General features: G+C 56.9%; 20 protein-coding genes. 7 read left to right on the top strand and 13 right to left on the bottom strand.

From position 1 onward, the window contains the following. Positions 1-16 precede the first annotated feature (16 nt). The 8 genes from OSH03_RS12135 to syd form a co-directional block, all read right to left on the bottom strand. Positions 17-1,156, bottom strand: coding sequence for a glycerate kinase (locus OSH03_RS12135; protein WP_266179164.1), 1,140 nt, complete (start codon positions 1,154-1,156; stop codon positions 17-19). A gap of 77 nt (positions 1,157-1,233) precedes the next feature. Then, positions 1,234-2,571 (bottom strand): glucarate dehydratase, encoded by a 1,338-nt coding sequence (gudD, locus tag OSH03_RS12130; protein ID WP_266179163.1) that lies wholly within the window; start codon positions 2,569-2,571, stop codon positions 1,234-1,236. Positions 2,572-2,586: 15 nt separating this feature from the next. Next, complete coding sequence (locus OSH03_RS12125; protein ID WP_266179217.1) at positions 2,587-3,927, bottom strand: enolase C-terminal domain-like protein; 1,341 nt, start codon at positions 3,925-3,927, stop codon at positions 2,587-2,589. Next, positions 3,927-5,282 carry a galactarate/glucarate/glycerate transporter GudP gene (gene gudP / locus OSH03_RS12120; RefSeq protein ID WP_061097227.1) on the bottom strand — a complete coding sequence of 452 codons (1,356 nt, stop codon included), beginning with the start codon at positions 5,280-5,282 and terminating at the stop codon, positions 3,927-3,929. The genes OSH03_RS12125 and gudP overlap by 1 nt, the downstream gene beginning before the upstream one ends. A 291-nt stretch (positions 5,283-5,573) precedes the next feature. Continuing rightward, positions 5,574-6,023: a flavodoxin gene (locus OSH03_RS12115; RefSeq protein WP_266179162.1), complete on the bottom strand. Its 450-nt coding sequence runs from the start codon at positions 6,021-6,023 to the stop codon at positions 5,574-5,576. 24 nt (positions 6,024-6,047) lie between these two features. Continuing rightward, positions 6,048-6,824, bottom strand: coding sequence for a tRNA pseudouridine(65) synthase TruC (gene truC / locus OSH03_RS12110; protein WP_266179161.1), 777 nt, complete (start codon positions 6,822-6,824; stop codon positions 6,048-6,050). Next, positions 6,821-7,150 carry a YqcC family protein gene (locus OSH03_RS12105; RefSeq protein ID WP_028014265.1) on the bottom strand — a complete coding sequence of 110 codons (330 nt, stop codon included), beginning with the start codon at positions 7,148-7,150 and terminating at the stop codon, positions 6,821-6,823. The genes truC and OSH03_RS12105 overlap by 4 nt, the downstream gene beginning before the upstream one ends. 630 nt (positions 7,151-7,780) lie before the next feature. Next, positions 7,781-8,326 (bottom strand): SecY-interacting protein, encoded by a 546-nt coding sequence (syd, locus tag OSH03_RS12100; protein ID WP_266179160.1) that lies wholly within the window; start codon positions 8,324-8,326, stop codon positions 7,781-7,783. Positions 8,327-8,395: 69 nt separating this feature from the next. Here syd and queF point away from each other — a divergent pair, with 69 nt between their 5' ends. The 5 genes from queF to xni all read left to right on the top strand — a co-directional run bounded on the left by queF (position 8,396) and on the right by xni (position 14,829). Then, on the top strand, positions 8,396-9,238 hold the full coding sequence (gene queF / locus OSH03_RS12095; protein WP_266179159.1) for an NADPH-dependent 7-cyano-7-deazaguanine reductase QueF: 843 nt from the start codon (positions 8,396-8,398) through the stop codon (positions 9,236-9,238). 114 nt (positions 9,239-9,352) lie between these two features. After that, a complete protein-coding gene (gene ppnN / locus OSH03_RS12090; protein ID WP_023309027.1) occupies positions 9,353-10,717 on the top strand; it encodes a nucleotide 5'-monophosphate nucleosidase PpnN in 1,365 nt (454 codons plus the stop codon). A gap of 515 nt (positions 10,718-11,232) precedes the next feature. Continuing rightward, on the top strand, positions 11,233-12,528 hold the full coding sequence (locus tag OSH03_RS12085) for an HAAAP family serine/threonine permease (protein ID WP_061097220.1): 1,296 nt from the start codon (positions 11,233-11,235) through the stop codon (positions 12,526-12,528). Between the two features lie 65 nt (positions 12,529-12,593). Then, positions 12,594-13,961, top strand: a complete 1,368-nt coding sequence (sdaB, locus tag OSH03_RS12080; RefSeq protein ID WP_266179158.1) for an L-serine ammonia-lyase II — start codon at positions 12,594-12,596, stop codon at positions 13,959-13,961. A gap of 112 nt (positions 13,962-14,073) precedes the next feature. After that, the gene (gene xni / locus OSH03_RS12075) at positions 14,074-14,829 is read left to right on the top strand and encodes a flap endonuclease Xni (protein WP_266179157.1); all 756 of its coding nucleotides are present in this window, start codon (positions 14,074-14,076) and stop codon (positions 14,827-14,829) included. A 109-nt stretch (positions 14,830-14,938) separates the two neighbouring features. Here the strand turns inward: xni and rlmM are convergent, their stop codons facing one another. The 4 genes from rlmM to OSH03_RS12055 all read right to left on the bottom strand — a co-directional run bounded on the left by rlmM (position 14,939) and on the right by OSH03_RS12055 (position 17,961). After that, entirely contained in the window at positions 14,939-16,039 is a 1,101-nt protein-coding gene (gene rlmM / locus OSH03_RS12070) for a 23S rRNA (cytidine(2498)-2'-O)-methyltransferase RlmM (protein ID WP_253543213.1), read from the bottom strand. Continuing rightward, positions 16,032-16,427, bottom strand: a complete 396-nt coding sequence (locus tag OSH03_RS12065) for a DUF423 domain-containing protein (RefSeq protein ID WP_061097216.1) — start codon at positions 16,425-16,427, stop codon at positions 16,032-16,034. The genes rlmM and OSH03_RS12065 overlap by 8 nt, the downstream gene beginning before the upstream one ends. Before the next feature lie 39 nt (positions 16,428-16,466). Further along, positions 16,467-17,384, bottom strand: a complete 918-nt coding sequence (gene gcvA, locus OSH03_RS12060) for a glycine cleavage system transcriptional regulator GcvA (protein ID WP_014885066.1) — start codon at positions 17,382-17,384, stop codon at positions 16,467-16,469. Positions 17,385-17,733: 349 nt separating this feature from the next. Beyond that, on the bottom strand, positions 17,734-17,961 hold the full coding sequence (locus tag OSH03_RS12055; protein WP_008499648.1) for a YgdI/YgdR family lipoprotein: 228 nt from the start codon (positions 17,959-17,961) through the stop codon (positions 17,734-17,736). 192 nt (positions 17,962-18,153) lie between these two features. On the opposite strand from OSH03_RS12055, the gene csdA reads away from it, so the two are divergent. Then, positions 18,154-19,359: a cysteine desulfurase CsdA gene (csdA, locus tag OSH03_RS12050; protein ID WP_266179156.1), complete on the top strand. Its 1,206-nt coding sequence runs from the start codon at positions 18,154-18,156 to the stop codon at positions 19,357-19,359. Continuing rightward, complete coding sequence (csdE, locus tag OSH03_RS12045; RefSeq protein WP_266179155.1) at positions 19,359-19,805, top strand: cysteine desulfurase sulfur acceptor subunit CsdE; 447 nt, start codon at positions 19,359-19,361, stop codon at positions 19,803-19,805. Before csdA ends, csdE begins: the two co-directional genes overlap by 1 nt. Here the strand turns inward: csdE and tcdA are convergent. Then, a complete protein-coding gene (tcdA, locus tag OSH03_RS12040) occupies positions 19,796-20,602 on the bottom strand; it encodes a tRNA cyclic N6-threonylcarbamoyladenosine(37) synthase TcdA (RefSeq protein ID WP_008499651.1) in 807 nt (268 codons plus the stop codon). The two genes, csdE and tcdA, sit on opposite strands and share 10 nt — an antisense overlap. Between the last annotated feature and the right edge of the window lie 32 nt (positions 20,603-20,634).

The following is a 20,634-nucleotide window of genomic DNA, read 5'->3' as shown; positions in this document are numbered from 1 at the left end:
GGGGTGAGGGGGGAAACTACATCCCCTGCCCTACTTTCAGCACCGCCGCGATATTCCTTGCGGCCATCTGTACATTCGCGCTGGCATTTTCCAGCGCGTCCTCCAGCGAGCAGATGGTATAGAGCACGCTAAACACCGCGTCTAAGCCGTGATCGTGTACCACGCCAACGTCCGCCGTCAGGCTGCCTGCAATCCCGATGACGGGCTTATTAAAGTGTTTCGCCACTTTCGCCACCCCCACCGGCACTTTGCCGTGGATCGTCTGGCTGTCAATGCGGCCTTCCCCGGTGATCACCAGATCCGCATCGGCCACCTGGTCGGCCAGATGTAGCGCATCGGTCACGATCTCAATGCCCTGGCGCAACTGTGCGCCACAAAAAGCGTACAGCGCTGCGCCCATGCCACCCGCAGCGCCGCCGCCAGCAAGGTTGAGCACATCAATGTCCAGATCCCGGGCAATGACGCTCGCATAGTGCGCAAGCGCGTTGTCAAGGGTGACGATCGTCTCGGGCGTGGCGCCCTTTTGCGGGCCAAATACGGCTGACGCGCCATCCTTACCGGTAAGCGGATTCGTCACATCGCAGGCGACCTCTATCCGGCACTCCGCCAGACGCTTGTCGAGGCCGCTCAGGTCGATCCGCGCAAGCTTACCCAGCTCGCCCCCGCCCTGCCCCAGCGGCTGTTCGTTGTCGTCCAGCAGCTTCGCCCCCAGCGCCTGCACCATCCCGGCGCCGCCGTCATTGGTGGCGCTGCCGCCGATACCGATGATGATATGCTTAACGCCCGCATCCAGCGCGTGGCGGATAAGTTCCCCCGTGCCCCAGGAGGTCGTTTTCAGAGGGTCACGCAGTGAAGGGGCAACCAGCTCCAGACCGCTTGCCGCCGCCATTTCAATAAAGGCGCTCTGCTCGTCACCGGATATCCCATAAAAGCCTTCCACGCGCTCGCCCAGCGGACCGGTCACCGGAACGTGCACAATGCGTCCCCGGGTTGCCGCGATCATCGCCTCAACCGTGCCTTCACCACCGTCAGCGACCGGCAGTTTGACATACTCCGCCTCAGGGAAAATCTCGCGAAAACCGCGCTCGATCGCTGTCGCAACCTCAAGCGCGCTCAAACTTTCCTTATACGAGTCCGGTGCGATAACAATTTTCATAAGCCATCCTTACGCATAGTCGTTACGTTAAGCATACACCACGTAGGGAACCGCTCATGGGAGCGGTCCCAATGCGTTTATCGTACCATGCACGGACGTTTATTGTCGAATGCCCAGTCAGGGATCAGGTACTGCATTGCCATCGCGTCGTCGCGCGCGCCCAGACCGTGTTTCTGATAGAGCTCGTGCGCTTTCATCACCTGGTCCATATCCAGCTCCACGCCAAGACCTGGAGTTGACGGTACCTGCACCATGCCACCCTTGATCTCAAACGGCTCTTTGGTCAGGCGCTGGTTACCCTCCTGCCAGATCCAGTGCGTGTCGATAGCGGTGATATTGCCCGGCGCGGCGGCAGCAACGTGGGTAAACATCGCCAGCGAGACGTCAAAGTGGTTGTTGGAGTGCGAGCCCCAGGTCAGGCCAAACTCGTGGCACATCTGCGCCACGCGAACCGAGCCCTGCATCGTCCAGAAGTGCGGGTCCGCCAGCGGGATATCCACCGATTGCAGAGAGAGCGTGTGCCCCATCTGACGCCAGTCGGTGGCGATCATATTGGTCGCGGTCGGCAGCCCCGTAGCGCGGCGGAATTCGGCCATGACTTCGCGGCCCGAGAAGCCTTGCTCGGCCCCGCACGGATCTTCCGCGTACGCCAGCACCCCTTTCAGCTGCTTGCCAATCTTGATCGCTTCATCAAGCGACCACGCGCCGTTCGGATCCAGCGTCACGCGCGCCTGCGGGAAACGTTTTGCCAGCGCGGTGATGGCTTCCGCCTCCTCTTCCCCCGCCAGCACGCCGCCCTTCAGTTTGAAATCATTGAAGCCATATTTTTCATACGCGGCTTCCGCCAGCCGCACCACCGCATCCGGGGTCATCGCTTCTTCGTGACGTACGCGGTACCAGTCGCATTGGTCATCCGGCTGGCTCTGATACGGCAGCGGCGTCAGCCTGCGGTCGCCGACAAAGAACAGATAGCCAAGCATCTCCACTTCACTGCGCTGCTGTCCCTCGCCCAGCAGCGACGCGACGTTAACGCCCAGGTGCTGGCCCAGCAGATCCAGCATCGCGGCTTCAATGCCGGTCACCACGTGGATAGTGGTGCGCAAGTCGAAGGTTTGCAGGCCGCGGCCGCCGACATCGCGATCGGCGAAGGTGCTGCGCACGGCGTTGAGGACATTTTTGTACTCACCCAGCGTTTTGCCCACCACCAGCGGAATGGCATCCTCCAGCGTTTTGCGGATCTTCTCCCCGCCCGGAATTTCACCCACGCCGGTATGGCCGGCATTGTCTTTGATAATGACGATATTGCGCGTGAAGAACGGCGCATGCGCCCCGCTCAGGTTCATCAGCATGCTGTCATGACCTGCGACCGGAATGACTTGCATGGAGGTGACGACAGGGGTCGTAAAAGTACTCATCGTGTAATCCTTTTATCAGTGACGTCCAAATACAGGGCGCTTACGGTCAAATGTCCAGCCGGGGATAAGGTACTGCATCGGGCCCGCGTCGTTACGCGCGCCGCCCGGTAGCTTTTTATACGCCTCATGGGCTTTATGAACCTGATCCCAGTCAAGCTCCACGCCCAGCCCCGGCGCATCGGGTACGGCAATTTTACCGTTTTTGATCTCCAGCGGAATTTTCGTCAGGCGGGCTTCGCCTTCCTGCCAAATCCAGTGGGTGTCGATGGCGGTCGGGTTACCCGGTGCCGCCGCGCCAACGTGGGTAAACATTGCCAGCGAGATATCGAAATGGTTGTTTGAGTGGCAGCCCCAGGTCAGGCCCCAGTCATCGCACAGCTGCGCCACGCGCACCGCGCCGGAGAGCGTCCAGAAGTGCGGGTCCGCCAGCGGAATGTCGACGGCGTTCAGCATCACCGCGTGGCCCATTTCGCGCCAGTTGGTGGCGATCATATTGGTCGCGACCGGCAGCCCGGTAGCGCGGCGGAATTCGGCCATCACCTCGCGGCCAGAGAAGCCCTGCTCGGCGCCGCACGGGTCTTCCGCGTAGGTCAGCACGTCCCCGAGACCTTTACACAGGCTAATCGCCTCATCCAGCAGCCAGGCGCCGTTCGGGTCAACGGTGATGCGCGCCTCCGGGAAGCGTTTTTTCAGCGCCCGAGCCGTGTCAATCTCCTGCTCGCCGGGCAGCACGCCGCCTTTCAGCTTGAAATCCTTAAAGCCGTAGCGATCCTGCGCCGCCTCGGCCAGACGGACCACCGCCTCGCCGGAGAGCGCTTGCTGGTGGCGCAGCCGATACCAGTCGTGCTCGCCCGGTGAGCGAGCCAGATAGGGAAGATCGGTTTTATTGCGATCGCCAACGTAGAACAGATAGCCCAGCACGGTAACCGCATCGCGCTGTTTGCCCGGCCCCAGCAGTTCGCAGACCGGAACGTTAAGGGCTTTACCGAGTAAATCCAGCAGCGCCGCTTCCAGGGCGGCAACCGCATTGACGCGCAGTTCGAACGTCCACGCGCCCTTGCCGAAGGTATCAAAGTCCGCCGACTGATTGCCCTTATGCACCCGCTGAACCACCTTGTTCAGGCGGGCCACCTCCTGGCCCACCACCTGCGGAATGGCATCGACCAGCGTCTGGTAAATCACCTCTCCGCCAGGAGCTTCACCCACCCCGGTATTGCCTGCGCTATCGGTCAGCACCACGATATTGCGGGTAAACCAGGCGTTGTGCGCGCCGCCGATGTTGAGCAGCATGCTGTCCTGACCGGCCACCGGGATAACTTTCATTTCCGTGACGATGGGGCTTGATTGCGTTGTCATCATCCACGCTCCGCAACAGGTTTAAGTTCGACGCGCTTGATATCGCCGACCAGCACCAGGTAACTCAGCACCGCCACCAGGGCATGCACGCCGACGTAGATTAGCGCGCCGTTGAATGATCCCGTGGTGCCGACGATGTAGCCGATAGCGATGGGCGTAACAATCCCGGAAACGTTGCCGAACATATTGAACAGGCCGCCGCTCAGGCCGCTGATCTCTTTTGGCGCCGTATCCGCCATCACCGCCCAGCCCAGCGCGCCAATCCCTTTGCCGAAGAAGGCCATCGCCATAAAGCCGATAATCATCCACTCGGCGCTGACGTAGTTACAGAACACCATGGTCATGGAGAGCAGCATGCCGAGCACAATCGGCGTTTTACGCGCGATGTTCAGCGAGCCGGTGCGGCGCATCAGCCAGTCGGAAATGACCCCGCCAAGCACGCCGCCGATGAAGCCGCAGATTGCCGGAACCGAGGCAACAAACCCCGCCTTCAGGATCGACATGCCGCGCGCCTGCACCAGATACACCGGGAACCAGGTGATAAAGAAGTAGGTTAAGGCGTTGATACAGTACTGGCCGAGATAGATACCGATCATCATGCGCGAGCCGACGAGCTGTTTGATCTGCGCCCATTTCTGGCTGAACGGGACTTTTGCTTTGTCAGATTTCTGATCCATATTGATCAGCGCCCCGCCCTCGGCAATGTATTCCAACTCCTTCTTGTTCACGCCGGGGTGCTGATTCGGTTCGTGGATCACTTTCAGCCAGATAAAGCTGATGACGATCCCAAGCCCGCCCATGAAGAAGAAGACATGCGACCAGCCCACCTCATGCGTCAACCAGCCCATAATGGGCGCAAAGATCACCGTCGCGAAATACTGGGCGGAGTTAAAAATTGCCACCGCCGTTCCCCTCTCCTGCGCCGGGAACCAGGCCGCGACGATGCGGCTGTTGCCCGGGAAGGAAGGGGCTTCCGCCAGGCCCACCAGGAAGCGCAGCGTAAAGAGCGCCACGATAATGCCGAAGCCGCTGAAGATATCGACGAAACCCTGCAAAAGGGTAAAAGCAGACCAGATAAAGATGGACCAGAAATAGACGCGTTTAGAGCCAAAACGGTCCAGCAGCCAGCCGCCAGGAATTTGGCCGATAACGTAGGCCCACGAGAATGCAGAGAAAACGTAACCCATGCCCACCGGATCAAGGCCGATGTCTTTTGCCATTTCCGAGCCGGCAATCGACAGCGTGGCGCGGTCACCATAGTTAAAGGACGTGACGATAAACAGCATCACCACTATCCAGTAGCGGGCATTGGTGCGCTTTTCAGCGCCGCTCGCTGCGTGGCTTAATGTACTCATTGTTGCACTCCTGAAACATAGCTTTCGCCTGTTCATTCTGTACAGCACCGGTAGGGTAATCAGAATGAGATGAGTTTTGTCGTTTTAGTACGGCCTGAAGCCGTTTTATTGTGACCGGAGAAGTATATGAAGGAGTGACGCGTTCTCTCACCGTGCAATAACACAGTATTAATGGGTATGTGAGAGGTTGTTTATGGCATAAGCCCAGGTGAGTGGAAGGTGGTTCACGGAATTGGCGTTTGGTGCGGGGTGTATTGCCGGGTGGCGGCTACGCCTTACCCGGCCTACGAACTATTTAAGGAGCGTTGCCCAGTGTTCAACCCACGGGTTCGACTCGCTTTCGGGTTCAGGATGCTCACCGGCATCAATCAGCAGCATCTCGCCGACGCGCTGGGCGCCCTGTTCCTGAAGAAGCGCATCGAACTGCTTGCCGCCGCCGCAGAAGTTGGCGTATGAGCTATCGCCCAGGGCAATGATGCCGTAGTGAACGTCTGGCTGGTAGCCAAACTGGTCTTTAATGCCCTGGAAAAGCGGCACGATGCTGTCCGGAAGATCGCCCTGACCGGTGGTGGAGGTCACCACCAGAATGTATTTATCTTTATACTTTTCCCAGTCCGCCAGCTCCGGGTCTTCATAGACCGTGGCTTTATGGCCCTGGCTTGCCAAAATCGCCTCAGCCTCTTCCGCTACCAGCAGCGAGTTGCCGTACATCGTGCCGACAAAAATGCCTACTTCAGCCATGCTTTGCTCCCGTAATTATTGCGCTTACCGTTCATCCTGAACGTTGCCCGATACAAACTCAACCCTTTCATTTTCGGGGAGTTGTCCCCGCCAGCCAAACTGTGACAGCGCCTGCATCCAGACGTCGTCCAGCCCAGCGTGAATAATCAGTGGTTCACCGGTAAAAGGGTGAGTCAGGCTAAGCTCGCTGGCATGCAGCATCAATCGGTTACAGCCAAAGTGCTCTGCCGCGCTGCGGTTCTGGCGCAGATCGCCGTGCTTGCTGTCGCCAATTATCGGGTGGCGCAGGTGCGCAAGGTGGCGGCGAAGCTGGTGCTTGCGTCCGGTTTTGGGCAAAAGCTCAACCAGGCTGTAGCGCGTGGTGGGGAATTTGCTGGTTGCTACCGGCATTTCCGTTGTCGCCATGCCGCGATAGTCCGTCACCGCGGGCTGCGGGCCTTTGTCATCGCGGGCAAATTTATCGGCGATTTTGTCCAGCTCCTCCACCAGCGGATAGTCCAGCGTGTCGGAGCCAGTCAGCCAGCCACGAACGATCGCGTGGTAGCGCTTCTGGATCTGATGCTGCTCGAACTGCTGCGCCAGCAGGCGGCCCGCCTCGCTGGAAAGCCCCATCAGCAGCACGCCGGAAGTGGGCCTGTCGAGACGATGGGCGGTAAAAACATGCTGACCAATCTGGTCGCGCACGGTTTGCATCACCACCACTTTCTCGTCGCGATCCAGCCAGCTGCGGTGCACCAGCCAGCCAGACGGTTTATTCACCGCCACCAGCCACTCGTCCTGATAGAGGATTTCCAGCGTCATGCCTCTTCACCGGCAAACAGGGCGTCCAGTTTTTCCAGCTCAACCAGCATCACATCACGCGCAGGGTGCGTCGCCTCAAGCGCCATTTCATAGTAGGGAGAAACGGCAAACGCCTGCGGCAGCGGGTGGCCGCCTTCCAGCAACGCGTGCATGCGCGGAATTAATACCCACTGGAGCCACTCGAACGGTGCCAGCGTATCCAGGCAAAATGGCTGGGTACTGGCGAACGCTTCCGGATTCGGCGCGGTCTCCTGCCACAGCTGATGCTGGCGCAAAAGGGCTTCGATGGCGTGCAACTGAGCACGAACGCTATCGTGTTGCGTCATAGTAACCTCAACTGAAAAAGTGAACGGCGCGCAGCATAGCATTGCGGAAGACAGAAATAAAAAAGGGAGCACTGTAAAAACAGTGCTCCCGGTTCGTTTCGCAGCATTCCAGCTACAATTCGTGCTCCCTGCTCTTCCGTGACAACTTTTCCTGATGCCCGAAGGCGTGGTCATCCTTCTACCTTTTGCATCCTGCACACATCTTCCTGACGTGTTTGTTTCATCCTGAAACGTCCTGGCCTTCCTGACCCACCGACCATCCTGTTCGGTTCTCGTTCTCCTTCCTGGAGGTGTCCCTTACGCGTCCTGCGTTATCCTTTTGCTTCATCCTGAAGCCTTCCTGCAGCGCCATCCTGACGTGTCCTGAGTAAGAAACGCCATCATCCTGATGTTCGTTTCTCGTGTCGGCTTCCTGTCGACGGAGATAGAATCCGCTATTCCGCTTCGTCTTACAACCCACCCTTGCAGCACTGTAAGCCGTAAGAAATCCCTAAAAAAGATGCGATGAACAACTAATTCTTTGAAAAACAGAGTGATATTAATCTGAATTAAATAAGGCAATACTGAATGATCCAGCGATCTCTCACAAACCTTGTAAGAGATCTCTCACACGCGCCGTAGCATCATGGATTACAGAAGTGGCTCAAGCCGGGTAAGGAAATCCGCAAGAGAGGGGGCGAGCGTTTCGCGATTGCGGGTACCGATGGTCTCTTTAATCACTTCCCCGGACAGGTTGCAGACGGATATCACATCCAGTTCGCTGTCCAGCGTGGCAATAAAGAGCGTCGAAGAAAGCTTAAGGCGTTTTTGCGTGACCAGATGACCAATCAGGTTTTCCTGAACACGCTGCAGATCGTCTTCGCTCCAGGTCTGCAACAGCGTCAGCGTCAAATCACCAAAGCGCGCGGGCATATCCCCTGCAAACTGCGTGGCATAAAACGCGTGAACCGCTGGTTGTACCACAAGGTCCATAGCCCGTTCAACCGCATTTACATTTTGCTCAGCGGTATTGGGCTTCGGCTGCCAGATAACATAGTCATCCTGCGAAGAGATAATGCACGGCGACGGCACGCCATATAAATCAGCGCTTTGCGGCCATGTTCCGTGCTTTTCATGCCATGCGTCGCAATAGCGGGTCGTAAAGGTAGTAAGGGCATTTGCAGTTTCGATGTCCACCGATTTCTCTCTTCTTGTAAGACAGGATAAACTCTGCCCATAAGTGTACCTGTAAAGTGGCTATGAAACATGTCTTACGAAAATCATCAGGCGTTAACCGGCCTAACGCTGGGTAAATCGACCGATTACCGCGATACCTACGATGCAGGCCTGCTGCAGGGCGTGCCGCGCAGCCTGAACCGCGATCCGCTTGGACTGCATGCGGACGCACTGCCGTTTGTCGGCGGCGATATCTGGACGCTGTACGAACTCTCCTGGCTTAACGCCCGCGGCCTGCCCCAGGTGGCGGTCGGCCACGTTGAGCTGGATTACGCCAGTCAGAACCTGGTGGAATCCAAAAGCTTTAAGCTCTATCTCAACAGCTTTAACCAGAGCAAATTCAATAGCTGGGATGATGTTCAGCAGACGCTGGAGCGCGATTTAACCGCCTGCGCACAGGGAAAGGTGAGCGTTTCGCTGTACCGCCTGCACGAGCTGGAGGGACAGCCGATTGCCCACTTCCACGGAACCTGCATCGACGAGCAGGACATCGAGGTAGAGAATTATGAATTCAGCGCCGATTACCTCGAAAACGCGGCGAACGGAAAAGTGGTTGAAGAGACGCTGGTCAGCCATCTGCTGAAGTCCAACTGCCTGATTACCCACCAGCCGGACTGGGGCTCGGTGCAGATCCAGTACCGCGGCCCGAAAATTGACCGGGAAAAACTGCTGCGCTATCTGGTGTCATTCCGCCATCACAACGAATTTCACGAGCAGTGCGTGGAGCGTATTTTTAACGATATTCAGCGTTTCTGCCAGCCGGAGAAGCTGAGCGTTTATGCGCGCTATACCCGCCGTGGCGGGCTGGACATTAACCCGTGGCGCACCAACACCGATTTTGTGCCCGCAACGGGCCGGCTTGTGCGTCAATAATATAAATATTTTCACAATATGCGTGCGGTATTCCGCCGAAGTGTTGTGAAACGTCACGCGGCAGGGCTATTGTAATCAAAGGGAATGACGATAATCGTCCCATAAGGAGCTCACTTGATTACACATATTAGCCCGCTTGGCTCAATGGATATGTTGTCGCAGCTGGAAGTGGACATGCTTAAACGCACGGCCAGCAGCGATCTTTATCAACTGTTTCGTAACTGTTCACTTGCCGTACTGAACTCCGGAAGCCTGACAGATAACAGTAAAGAACTGCTGTCCCGCTTCGAAAGCTTTGATATTAACGTGCTGCGCCGCGAGCGCGGCGTGAAGCTGGAAGTGATCAACCCGCCGGAAGAGGCCTTTGTCGACGGGCGTATCATTCGTTCCCTTCAGGCTAACCTGTTTGCGGTGCTGCGTGACATCCTGTTTGTTAACGGGCAGATCCACAACGCAGGCCGCTTCCAGCATCTCGACCTGGAAAGCTCGGTCCATATCACCAACCTGGTGTTCTCTATTCTGCGCAACGCTCGCGCCCTGCACGTTGGCGAAGCACCGAACATGGTCGTCTGCTGGGGCGGCCACTCGATTAACGAAACCGAATATCTCTATGCCCGTCGGGTCGGAACGCAGCTTGGCCTGCGCGAGCTGAATATCTGTACCGGCTGTGGTCCGGGTGCAATGGAAGCACCAATGAAGGGCGCAGCGGTGGGTCACGCGCAGCAGCGTTACAAAGAGGGGCGGTTTATCGGCATGACCGAGCCGTCAATCATTGCCGCTGAGCCGCCTAACCCGCTGGTCAATGAGCTGATTATCATGCCGGATATCGAGAAGCGCCTTGAGGCGTTTGTCCGTATCGCTCACGGGATTATCATCTTCCCGGGCGGCGTGGGAACGGCGGAAGAGCTGCTCTATCTGCTGGGGATTCTGATGAACCCGGCCAACAAAGATCAGGTTCTGCCGCTGATCCTGACCGGGCCAAAAGAGAGCGCCGACTACTTCCGCGTGCTGGACGAGTTTATCGTGCATACGCTGGGAGAAGCCGCGCGTCGTCACTACCGCATCATCATTGATGACGCGGCGGAAGTGGCGCGCCAGATGAAAAAAGCGATGCCGCTGGTGAAAGAGAATCGTCGTGATACCGGCGATGCCTACAGCTTTAACTGGTCAATCCGTATTGCGCCTGACCTGCAGATCCCGTTCGAGCCGACCCATGAAAATATGGCGAACCTGAAACTCTACCCGGACCAGCCGGTGGAAGTGCTGGCCGCCGACCTGCGTCGCGCCTTCTCCGGGATTGTGGCGGGCAACGTGAAGGAGATGGGCATCCGCGCGATTGAGCAGTATGGTCCGTACAAGATCCACGGTGACCCGGAAATGATGCGCCGTATGGACGACATGCTGCAGGGCTTTGTGGCTCAACACCGCATGAAGTTGCCGGGTTCAGCCTACATTCCGTGCTACGAAATCTGCACGTAACCCTTAGTTTCTTCTTCTCAAAGCCGGGGCGCCCTGTAGCGGGTCCCGGCTTTTTTTATTACCGAATCAATTCATAGGCTTTACTTATAGCTTTAACAAACTGACGGCCAACGCAATCGATTACCTCCATTTAACAACCGTAAATAATCAGCCTTAAACTAAATTACCTGCAAGAAAATACTAAAAACCCCTATCTTTACAGCGAAAGACACCTATCTCGCGGGCGGCTCTTTTAGCTCACATGTCGTTGGTGGTAGCCTTCGCGCGCGTAAATTCTATTTGATGTTTTTTTAACAGATAAATGGTCTAAAGATGCCCACATCATAAGTGGATTATTGCATTTGGGATCGCGATCACTGATAGATTCATAACGAGAATGTATCTTTCCGCCCGCCAATAGTTACGGGCGAAAATTATTAAAAAACCGTCACTGAACGAATTTCATATTACCGTCAGGCACTTTTTCATCGGATTTGACTAAAAACCTGACAATTTGCTTCCTCCAGGAGATACAGATGGAAACCACTCAAACCAGCACCGTTGCTTCGATTGAATCCCGAAGTGGTTGGCGCAAAACGGATACCATGTGGATGCTGGGCCTTTACGGCACGGCAATCGGCGCTGGTGTACTGTTCCTTCCTATCAACGCAGGCGTCGGCGGTCTGATTCCGCTGATCATCATGGCCATCATCGCCTTCCCGATGACCTTCTTCGCACACCGCGGTCTGACCCGCTTCGTGCTGTCCGGTAAAAACCCGGGCGAAGACATCACCGAAGTGGTTGAAGAGCACTTCGGCGTTGGCGCAGGTAAACTGATTACCCTGCTCTACTTCTTCGCGATTTACCCCATCCTGCTGGTTTACAGCGTGGCAATCACCAACACCGTTGAAAGCTTCATGACGCACCAGCTGCACATGACGCCGCCACCGCGTGCCATTCTGTCTCTGATCCTGATCGTCGGCATGATGACCATCGTGCGCTTCGGCGAGCAGATGATTGTTAAAGCCATGAGCGTGCTGGTCTTCCCGTTTGTGGCTGCGCTGATGCTGCTGGCCTGCTACCTGATCCCACAGTGGAACGGCGCAGCGCTGGAAACCCTGTCCCTGAGCAGCGCGTCTGCGACCGGTAACGGCCTGCTGATGACCCTGTGGCTGGCGATCCCGGTAATGGTCTTCTCCTTCAACCACTCCCCAATCATCTCCTCTTTCGCCGTGGCGAAACGCGAAGAGTACGGTAATGGCGCAGAGAAGAAGTGCTCCAGCATCCTGGCCCGCGCTCACGTGATGATGGTGCTGACCGTTATGTTCTTCGTCTTCAGCTGCGTACTGAGCCTCTCCCCGGCGGACCTGGCGGCAGCGAAAGAGCAGAACATCTCTATTCTGTCTTACCTGGCGAACCACTTTAACGCGCCGCTGATTGCGTGGATGGCACCGATCATCGCGATGATCGCCATCACCAAATCCTTCCTGGGCCACTACCTGGGCGCGCGTGAAGGCTTCAACGGTATGGTGATTAAATCTCTGCGCGGTAAAGGTAAGAGCATTGAAATCAACAAGCTGAACAAAATCACTGCACTGTTCATGCTGCTCACCACCTGGGCGGTAGCGACCCTGAACCCAAGCATCCTGGGCATGATTGAAACCCTGGGTGGCCCGGTTATCGCGATGATTCTGTTCCTGATGCCGATGTACGCGATTCAGAAAGTGCCTGCCATGCGCAAGTACAGCGGCCAGGTCAGCAACGTGTTTGTGGTGATCATGGGTCTTATCGCTATCTCTGCGATCTTCTACTCCCTGTACACCATGTTCTGATGAACGCCCGCGCCGCCTTCGGGCGGCGCACATCTCCCCCTCTGACTGAAAGCAATGGACGCATCATGATTAGCGTATTCGATATTTTCAAAATCGGTATTGGTCCTTCCAGCTCTCACACCGTCGGACCAATGAAAGCCGGTAAGCAGTTCACGGATGACTTGATTGCACGCGGCATTCTGCACGACATCACCCGCGTGGTTGTCGATGTGTACGGCTCGCTTTCCCTGACCGGGAAAGGCCACCATACCGATATCGCCATTATCATGGGCCTGGCGGGAAATCTGCCGGATACCGTTGATATTGACGCGATCCCTGGCTTCATCCAGGACGTAAACACCCACGGTCGTTTGCTGCTGGCAAACGGTGAGCATGAGGTTGAATTTCCGGTTGACCACTGCATGAATTTCCATGCGGACAACCTGTCGCTGCACGAAAACGGCATGCGCATTACCGCGCTGGCCGGCGACAAAGCGGTTTACAGCCAGACGTATTACTCCATCGGCGGCGGCTTTATCGTCGACGAAGACCACTTTGGTCAAACCAGTACCTCTACTGTTGAGGTGCCGTATCCGTACAAAACCGCGGCGGACCTCCAGCGTCACTGCCAGGAGACGGGACTTTCCCTCTCCGGCCTGATGATGAAAAACGAGCTGGCCCTTCACAGCAAAGAGGAGCTGGAACAGCACTTCGCTAGCGTCTGGGAAGTGATGCGCGGCGGCATTGAGCGCGGGATCACCACCGAAGGCGTTCTGCCGGGCAAGCTTCGCGTACCGCGTCGTGCGGCGGCGCTGCGGCGTATGCTGGTAAGCACCGACAAAACGACAACGGACCCGATGGCCGTCGTGGACTGGATCAACATGTTCGCCCTGGCGGTGAACGAAGAGAACGCCGCAGGCGGCCGCGTGGTCACTGCGCCAACCAACGGTGCCTGCGGTATCGTTCCGGCCGTGCTGGCGTACTACGACAAGTTTATCCGTGAAGTGAACGCTAACTCCCTGGCGCGCTACCTGCTGGTCGCCAGCGCGATTGGTTCGCTGTATAAAATGAACGCCTCCATTTCCGGTGCGGAAGTGGGCTGTCAGGGTGAAGTCGGCGTGGCATGCTCCATGGCGGCGGCGGGCCTGGCGGAGCTGTTGGGCGCAAGCCCGGCGCAGGTGTGCATCGCTGCGGAAATCGGCATGGAACATAACCTGGGGCTGACCTGCGATCCGGTTGCCGGACAGGTACAGGTACCGTGCATCGAGCGTAACGCGATTGCCTCCGTCAAGGCGGTGAACGCGGCGCGTATGGCGCTGCGCCGCACCAGCGAACCGCGCGTCTGTCTCGATAAAGTTATCGAAACCATGTACGAAACCGGTAAAGATATGAACGCCAAATACCGCGAAACCTCTCGCGGCGGCCTGGCGATGAAGATCGTAACCTGCGATTAAGCCTCTCAGTAAGCCTCGTTTTGCGAGGCTTCTTCCTGTTTTCCCCTCCATTCATAGTTTCACGCTGCTGACAGTGTTACCCTTCACGCATTAGATAGAAGGGAGATTATCTGTGGCCGTTCATTTGCTTATCGTCGACGCGCTTAATCTGATTCGCCGTATCCATGCGGTACAGGGCACGCCCTGCAAGGACACCTGCCTGCACGCGCTGGAGCAGCTTATTCGCCACAGCGAGCCGACGCACGTCGTGGCCGTGTTTGATGACGAAGCGCGCAACAGCGGCTGGCGACATCAGCGCCTGCCTGACTACAAGGCCGGACGCGCGCCGATGCCGGACGATCTGCATGCCGAAATGCCCGCCCTGCGTGCCGCCTTTGAGCAGCGCGGCGTTCCCTGCTGGGTCTCACACGGCAATGAAGCTGACGATCTGGCCGCGACGCTTGCGGTAAAAGTGGCCAGCGCAGGACACCAGGCGACAATCGTTTCAACCGACAAAGGCTACTGCCAGCTTCTCTCCCCCACGATCCGCATTCGCGATTATTTTCAGAAACGCTGGCTGGACGCGCCGTTTATTGCCAGCGAGTTTGGCGTCTCGCCTGAGCAACTGCCGGACTACTGGGGTCTGGCGGGAATCAGCAGCTCTAAGGTTCCGGGTGTCGCCGGTATTGGTCCAAAGAGTGCCGCCCAGTTGCTGACCGATTTTCAGAGTCTGGAAGGGATTTACGCTCGTCTGGATGACGTGCCGGAAAAGTGGCGCAAAAAGCTGGAAGCGCATAAAGAGATGGCGTTTATCTGCCGGGATGTCGCGACGTTACGGACGGATTTACAGCTGGACGGGAATTTGCAGCAGTTAAGGTTAGAGCGTTAAGCTCCCCCTCACCCTAACCCTCTCCCCATAGGGGAGAGGGGACTGCTCGGTGCGGTCTTTTCCCCCTCGCCCCTTTGGGGAGAGGGCCGGGGTGAGGGGAAACATTGAATTATCGCTCGTCGCGACGCCCACCTACAGCCGCCCACCAGCGACGAATGTGTACCGTCACCTCTTCGCGGTCGTGGTATAGCTGACGCGCCTGGATCTCCACGTTAATACCGTGCTCATCCAGCTGCGCCTGAATATAGGCCAGGTTCTGGGATACCTCCTCGTAGCGCTTTTTCATCGGCAGCTTGAGGTTGAAAATGGTCTCACGGCACCAGCCGTTCACCAGCCAGGAGGCCATCAGCGCGGCAACTTTCGCCGGCTTCTCCACCATGTCGCACACCATCCACGAGATATTGTTGCGGGTTGGGCGATAGCGGAAACCATCTTCACGCAGCCAGGTGACCTGCCCGGTGTCCATCAGGCTTTGCGCCATTGGGCCGTTATCCACGGACGACACCCACATGTTGCGTTTCACCAGCTGATAGGTCCAGCCGCCCGGGCACGCGCCGAGATCGACGGCATACATGCCGTTAGCCAGACGCTCATCCCACTCGTCTGCCGGGATAAAGACGTGAAACGCCTCTTCCAGCTTCAGGGTTGAGCGGCTCGGCGCATCTGCCGGGAACTTCAGGCGCGGGATGCCCATAAAGAATGGCGAATTGTTATTGGTGAACGAGTAGCCCGCATAGCAGCAGCCCGGTGCGATAAAGAAGATATGCACCACCGGACGCTTCGGCGTTTCGTAGTTTGTCAGTATGCCCGCGTCACGCAGCGCAGCGCGCAGCGGCACGGTGAACTTACGGCAAAACTTCATCAGCTCTTTGCTTTCGTTGGTATCGGCAACCTCAACGCGCAGGTCGCCGCCCTTCTCCACCACGCCCTGCAGCATGCCCACAATCGGCGTGATGCGGTCTTCAGGCGGAAGATCTTTCAGCAGCTCACCCGCGACGAACATCTGGCGGGCGAAGATCAGCGAGCTGAACGGCAGCTCGCGCGCCAGCTTGTCGGCGTCTTCTGGCTGATAACATTCGAATACCACATAGCCCGCATTCTCTTTGACGCGGGCAAAGCCGAAGACTTCGCGCTTCGCCGCTTTATCGGTAATTTCCGCGGCGCACTCTTTCTCAAACCCCGGGCGACAATATAAAACAACCTTATTCATGAACAACGCCCTTGCGTTTCAGACGGATAGCTCCGATAAACATTAATACCCAACCCGCCAGGAAGCTGACGCCGCCGACAGGTGTAACAAACGCCCACAGGCGCAAATGCGAGAGTGCCAGGCAGTAAAGGCTGCCGCTGAACAGCACGGTACCCAGCGCCATAAATACGCTACTCCAGTAAAACCAGATGCTGATCCGGCGCTGCATCGCCACCGCCAGCCCAAAAATAGCCAGGGTATGGAACGCCTGGTATTCAAGGCCGGTCTGGATCCAGCCCATCTCGACGGCGCCCAACGTCTTGCTCAATACGTGCGCGCCAAAGGCGCCCAGTGCAACAAAAATAAAGCCACTCACCGCGGCAAAAATCAGCATGAATCGGCTGGTCATGTTTAAGTCCTGAATTAATGCGTGCCCGGCACACAAACGTTATTGTTCATACCTGAAGCGGAATTTTTCTTGCTCGCTTGCCGCTTTCGCCAGTATCCACTGCCGGAAGGCGGCTATTTTACCCAGTTCTGCCTGGCTGTCATGACAAACCAGATAAAACGCATTCTTGCTGACCAGTACATCATTAAATGGGCACACCAGACGGCCTGCCTCAATTTCGGATTGCGCCATCACGTTGTTCGCCAACGCCACGCCCTGTCCGTGAATGGCAGCCTGTAGCACCATCGCACTGTGGCTAAAAATGGGGCCCTGCTGCACGTTTATATGACTAAGACCTAATTGACGGGTATAAGTTTGCCAGTCGCGGCGAGAGGCATCATGTAAAAGCGTATGCTGCGCCAGGTCAGCGGGTGTTTTCAGCGCCTTGTCGCCCGTTAAAAGCAGCGGCGAACAGACCGGCAGCAGATATTCTGCGTATAATTTTTCAACACGCAAGCCCGGCCAGTTGCCGCGACCATAAAAAATGGCGACATCCACATCATCCGCCAGCTTGTCTTCCTGACGATCCACCGCCTGGATTCGAACATCGATCCCCGGATAAGCTGAGTTAAAGCTTGAGAGTCTTGGCACCAGCCACTGAATAGCAAAACTGGGCAATAAACTAACAGTCAGGGCACCTTTTGCACTGCGGGCCTGCAGCTTACGCGTGGCTTCCGTAAGCTGGGAAAAAATCTCTTTAATATCCTGAAAATAGCTCTGCCCCTCTTCGGTCAGCAGCAAGGAACGATTGCGTCGGCGGAACAGCTTAAGGCCCAGGAAATCCTCCAGGGACTTGATTTGGTGACTTACTGCGGCCTGTGTCACAAAAAGCTCATCTGCCGCACGGGTGAAGCTCAGGTGACGTGCTGCTGCATCAAAAACGCGTAATGCATTAAGGGGTGGCAATCGCTTTGACATGGTTATCTGGCTTAGATGTTAACGGAATTTAACAAACAGGAAACAACGTTTAACCTATTAGTTTTTTTTATCTGAGCCATTATAATTTGTCCGTTGAGGAACTACCAGCAAATACCTATAGTGGCGGCACTTCCTGAGCCGGAACGAAGAGCTTTTTTCGGAATGCGTGTTCTGAAGGGCTTTTGGCTTACGGTTGTGATGTTGTGTTGTTGTGTTTGCAATTGGTCTGCGATTCAGACCACGGTAGCAACGCTACCAATTTTTCACTTCCTGTACATTTACCCTGTCTGTCCATAGTGATTAATGTAGCACCGCCAATTTGCGGTGCTTTTTTTTCGCCTGCGATCGGTTAATGCTCGATCTCTTTCATCTCTTTCACGTCCGTGCGGTTGATCTGCTGCTTGTTCCCGTTAGCATCTTTGTACGAAATCATCCCGGTATCGTTATCGGTAGTCGGTTTCCCTTCCGAAACGATAGAACGACCATCGTTTGTGTGCATCACGTAGTTGTTACCAGAACAGGCGCTCAGGGCAAAAGTAAACGCACAGGCAGAAATGATTGCAGCTGTCTTATTCATGATTATTCTCCTTTAGCAATTAATGCTATTCAAACCTCGATTTATAACAGGCTAAAACATCCGCCTAACACTATTTAGCATAACCTGCTTTTTCGAGGTCGCCAGGATAAGCAGACGAATCTGATAGATATCAACCTCCTTGCCCTGCCGCTGAAATTGCGCGACGATCTCTCTATCGACACGAGGAATTCCATGAACGCTTTCAGTCCTGCGCAGTTTCGCGCACAGTTTCCGGCGCTGGCCGATGCCGGTATTTACCTTGATAGCGCCGCCACGGCCCTGAAGCCTCAGGCGGTGATCGAGGCCACGCAGCATTTCTACAGCCTGAGCGCCGGCAACGTACATCGCAGCCAGTTTGCCGAAGCGCAGCGCCTGACCGCGCGCTATGAAGCCGCACGGGATCAGGTTGCACGCCTGATTAATGCCGAAAGCGGGAAAAATATCGTCTGGACGCGCGGCACGACCGAAGCCATCAATATGATGGCCCAGAGCTATGCTCGCCCACTGCTTCAGCCGGGCGATGAAATCATCGTCAGCGAGGCGGAACACCACGCTAACCTGGTGCCCTGGCTGATGGTGGCGGAGCAAACGGGGGCGCGCGTTGTTAAGCTCCCATTGGGTGCAGACTTACTGCCAGACGTGGCGCATTTACCTGAACTGATTACGCCGCGCAGCCGCATTCTGGCGCTGGGGCAAATGTCCAACGTCACCGGCGGCTGTCCGGATCTGGCTCGCGCCATTGAGATTGCCCACGCCAGCGGCGTGGTTGTGATGGTCGACGGCGCTCAGGGCGTGGTCCATTTCCCTGCTGATGTGCAGGCGCTGGATATCGACTTCTATGCCTTCTCCGGACACAAGCTCTACGGGCCAACCGGGATTGGCGCGCTGTACGGTAAGCCGGAGCTGCTGGCAAAAATGACGCCGTGGCTCGGCGGCGGCAAAATGATTACCGAAGTGTCGTTCGATGGCTTCAAAACGCAGGATGTCCCCTATCGTCTGGAAGCCGGCACGCCGAACGTAGCGGGCGTCATTGGCTTAAGCGCGGCGCTGGAATGGCTGGCTGAAACGGACAGCGTACAGGCCGAAAGCTGGAGCCGGGGTCTTGCCACTCTTGCCGAAGAAGAGCTGAAAAAACGCCCGGGTTTCCGCTCGTTCCGCGTGCAGGATTCCAGCCTGCTCGCCTTTGATTTTGCGGGCGTGCATCATAGCGATATGGTAACGCTGCTGGCCGGATACGGCATTGCCCTGCGTGCCGGACAGCACTGCGCCCAGCCGCTGCTGGCGGCGCTCGGCGTTACCGGTACCCTGCGCGCCTCGTTTGCGCCGTATAACACCCAAAGCGACGTCGACGCGCTGGTTAGCGCCGTTGACCGCGCCCTTGAAATACTGGTGGATTAATGACTAGCGCTGCTTTAGCCAGACATCCGTTTGGCACCGTCATCACTGAAGAGACCTTAAAACAGACCTTCGCCCCGCTCCAGCAGTGGGAAGATAAATATCGACAGCTGATCCTGCTGGGCAAACAGCTCCCTGCCCTTTCAGACGATCTTAAAGCGCAGGCGAAAGAGATTGCGGGCTGCGAAAACCGCGTCTGGCTGGGCGTAAGCGTCTCCGGCGAGAAGCTGCATTTCTTCGGCGACAGCGAAGGGCGCATCGTCCGGGGTTTGCTGGCGGTATTGTTAACCGCCATAGAAGGGAAAAGCGCGGCGGAGCTGCTGGCACACTCGCCGCTGGCGCTGTTCGACGAGCTGGGGCTGCGCGCGCAGCTTAGCGCCTCGCGCGGCCAGGGCCTGATCGCGCTCAGCGACGCGGTGCTGGACGCAGCCCGTCAGGCTCAGGCCTGACGTTCCGCCTTCGCCATCATCTTCTTCAGGGCGTGAGAGACCGCCACAAAGCCAAAGGAGGCGGTTACCATGGTGGCCGCCCCAAAGCCTGACGCGCAGTCCATGCGTTTTGGCCCTTCCGCCGTGCTTTTCATCGCACAGACTGAACCATCCGCCTGCGGGTAGACCAGCGCTTCGGTGGAGAACACGCAGTCCACGCCCAGCTTGCCCTTGCTGTTCTTCACCACGTTGAAATCGCTCTTCAGGCGTTCACGCAGCTTGGCCGCCAGCGGATCCTGAATGGTTTTCGCCAGGTCGGCCACCTGGATCTGCGTGGGATCGATTTGCCCGCCCGCGCCGCCCGTCGTGACCAGCGGCACCTTGTAACGACGGCAGTATGCGATCAGCGCCGCTTTTGGCCGCACGCTGTCGATGGCGTCAATCACGTAGCTGTAGCCTTTGCTCATGTACTCCGCGACGTTATCTGCCGTCACAAAGTCGTCGATCACCGTCACCCGACACTCCGGGTTGATGAGACGAATACGCTCCGCCATCACCTCGGACTTCGCCAGGCCGACGCTGTCACGCAGGGCGTGGATCTGACGGTTAGTGTTGGTTACACAAACGTCATCCATATCAATCAGCGTGATCGCGCCAATCCCGGTTCTCGCCAGCGCTTCCGCCGCCCAGGAACCGACACCGCCAATGCCCACGACGCAGACGTGCGCATCCGCAAACAGCTGCAGGGCTTTTTCACCATAGAGACGTGCCGTGCCGCCAAAACGCTGGCGCCAGGCATCGCTGATTACCACAGACATAAAACCTCAGATGTAAAAAGGGTGAGGTTTTC

Origin of the sequence: Enterobacter nematophilus, assembly GCF_026344075.1 — a bacterium.
Lineage (GTDB): Bacteria > Pseudomonadota > Gammaproteobacteria > Enterobacterales > Enterobacteriaceae > Enterobacter > Enterobacter nematophilus.
The sequence above is the reverse complement of the archived record's forward strand: the minus strand, read 5'-3'. Positions and strand labels throughout refer to the sequence as shown.

Excerpts from the sequence above, each read along its gene's own strand:
- tcdA (WP_008499651.1), bottom strand. The coding sequence starts at position 20,602 with ATGTCTGTGGTAATCAGCGATGCCTGGCGCCAGCGTTTTGGCGGCACG.
- OSH03_RS12125 (WP_266179217.1), bottom strand. The coding sequence starts at position 3,927 with ATGACAACGCAATCAAGCCCCATCGTCACGGAAATGAAAGTTATCCCG.
- queF (WP_266179159.1), top strand. The coding sequence starts at position 8,396 with ATGTCTTACGAAAATCATCAGGCGTTAACCGGCCTAACGCTGGGTAAA.
- truC (WP_266179161.1), bottom strand. The coding sequence starts at position 6,824 with ATGACGCTGGAAATCCTCTATCAGGACGAGTGGCTGGTGGCGGTGAAT.
- csdA (WP_266179156.1), top strand. The coding sequence starts at position 18,154 with ATGAACGCTTTCAGTCCTGCGCAGTTTCGCGCACAGTTTCCGGCGCTG.
- csdE (WP_266179155.1), top strand. The coding sequence starts at position 19,359 with ATGACTAGCGCTGCTTTAGCCAGACATCCGTTTGGCACCGTCATCACT.
- gudP (WP_061097227.1), bottom strand. The coding sequence starts at position 5,282 with ATGAGTACATTAAGCCACGCAGCGAGCGGCGCTGAAAAGCGCACCAAT.
- OSH03_RS12105 (WP_028014265.1), bottom strand. The coding sequence starts at position 7,150 with ATGACGCAACACGATAGCGTTCGTGCTCAGTTGCACGCCATCGAAGCC.
- OSH03_RS12055 (WP_008499648.1), bottom strand. The coding sequence starts at position 17,961 with ATGAATAAGACAGCTGCAATCATTTCTGCCTGTGCGTTTACTTTTGCC.
- OSH03_RS12135 (WP_266179164.1), bottom strand. The coding sequence starts at position 1,156 with ATGAAAATTGTTATCGCACCGGACTCGTATAAGGAAAGTTTGAGCGCG.
- sdaB (WP_266179158.1), top strand. The coding sequence starts at position 12,594 with ATGATTAGCGTATTCGATATTTTCAAAATCGGTATTGGTCCTTCCAGC.
- gcvA (WP_014885066.1), bottom strand. The coding sequence starts at position 17,384 with ATGTCAAAGCGATTGCCACCCCTTAATGCATTACGCGTTTTTGATGCA.
- rlmM (WP_253543213.1), bottom strand. The coding sequence starts at position 16,039 with ATGAATAAGGTTGTTTTATATTGTCGCCCGGGGTTTGAGAAAGAGTGC.
- OSH03_RS12085 (WP_061097220.1), top strand. The coding sequence starts at position 11,233 with ATGGAAACCACTCAAACCAGCACCGTTGCTTCGATTGAATCCCGAAGT.
- OSH03_RS12115 (WP_266179162.1), bottom strand. The coding sequence starts at position 6,023 with ATGGCTGAAGTAGGCATTTTTGTCGGCACGATGTACGGCAACTCGCTG.
- gudD (WP_266179163.1), bottom strand. The coding sequence starts at position 2,571 with ATGAGTACTTTTACGACCCCTGTCGTCACCTCCATGCAAGTCATTCCG.
- OSH03_RS12065 (WP_061097216.1), bottom strand. The coding sequence starts at position 16,427 with ATGACCAGCCGATTCATGCTGATTTTTGCCGCGGTGAGTGGCTTTATT.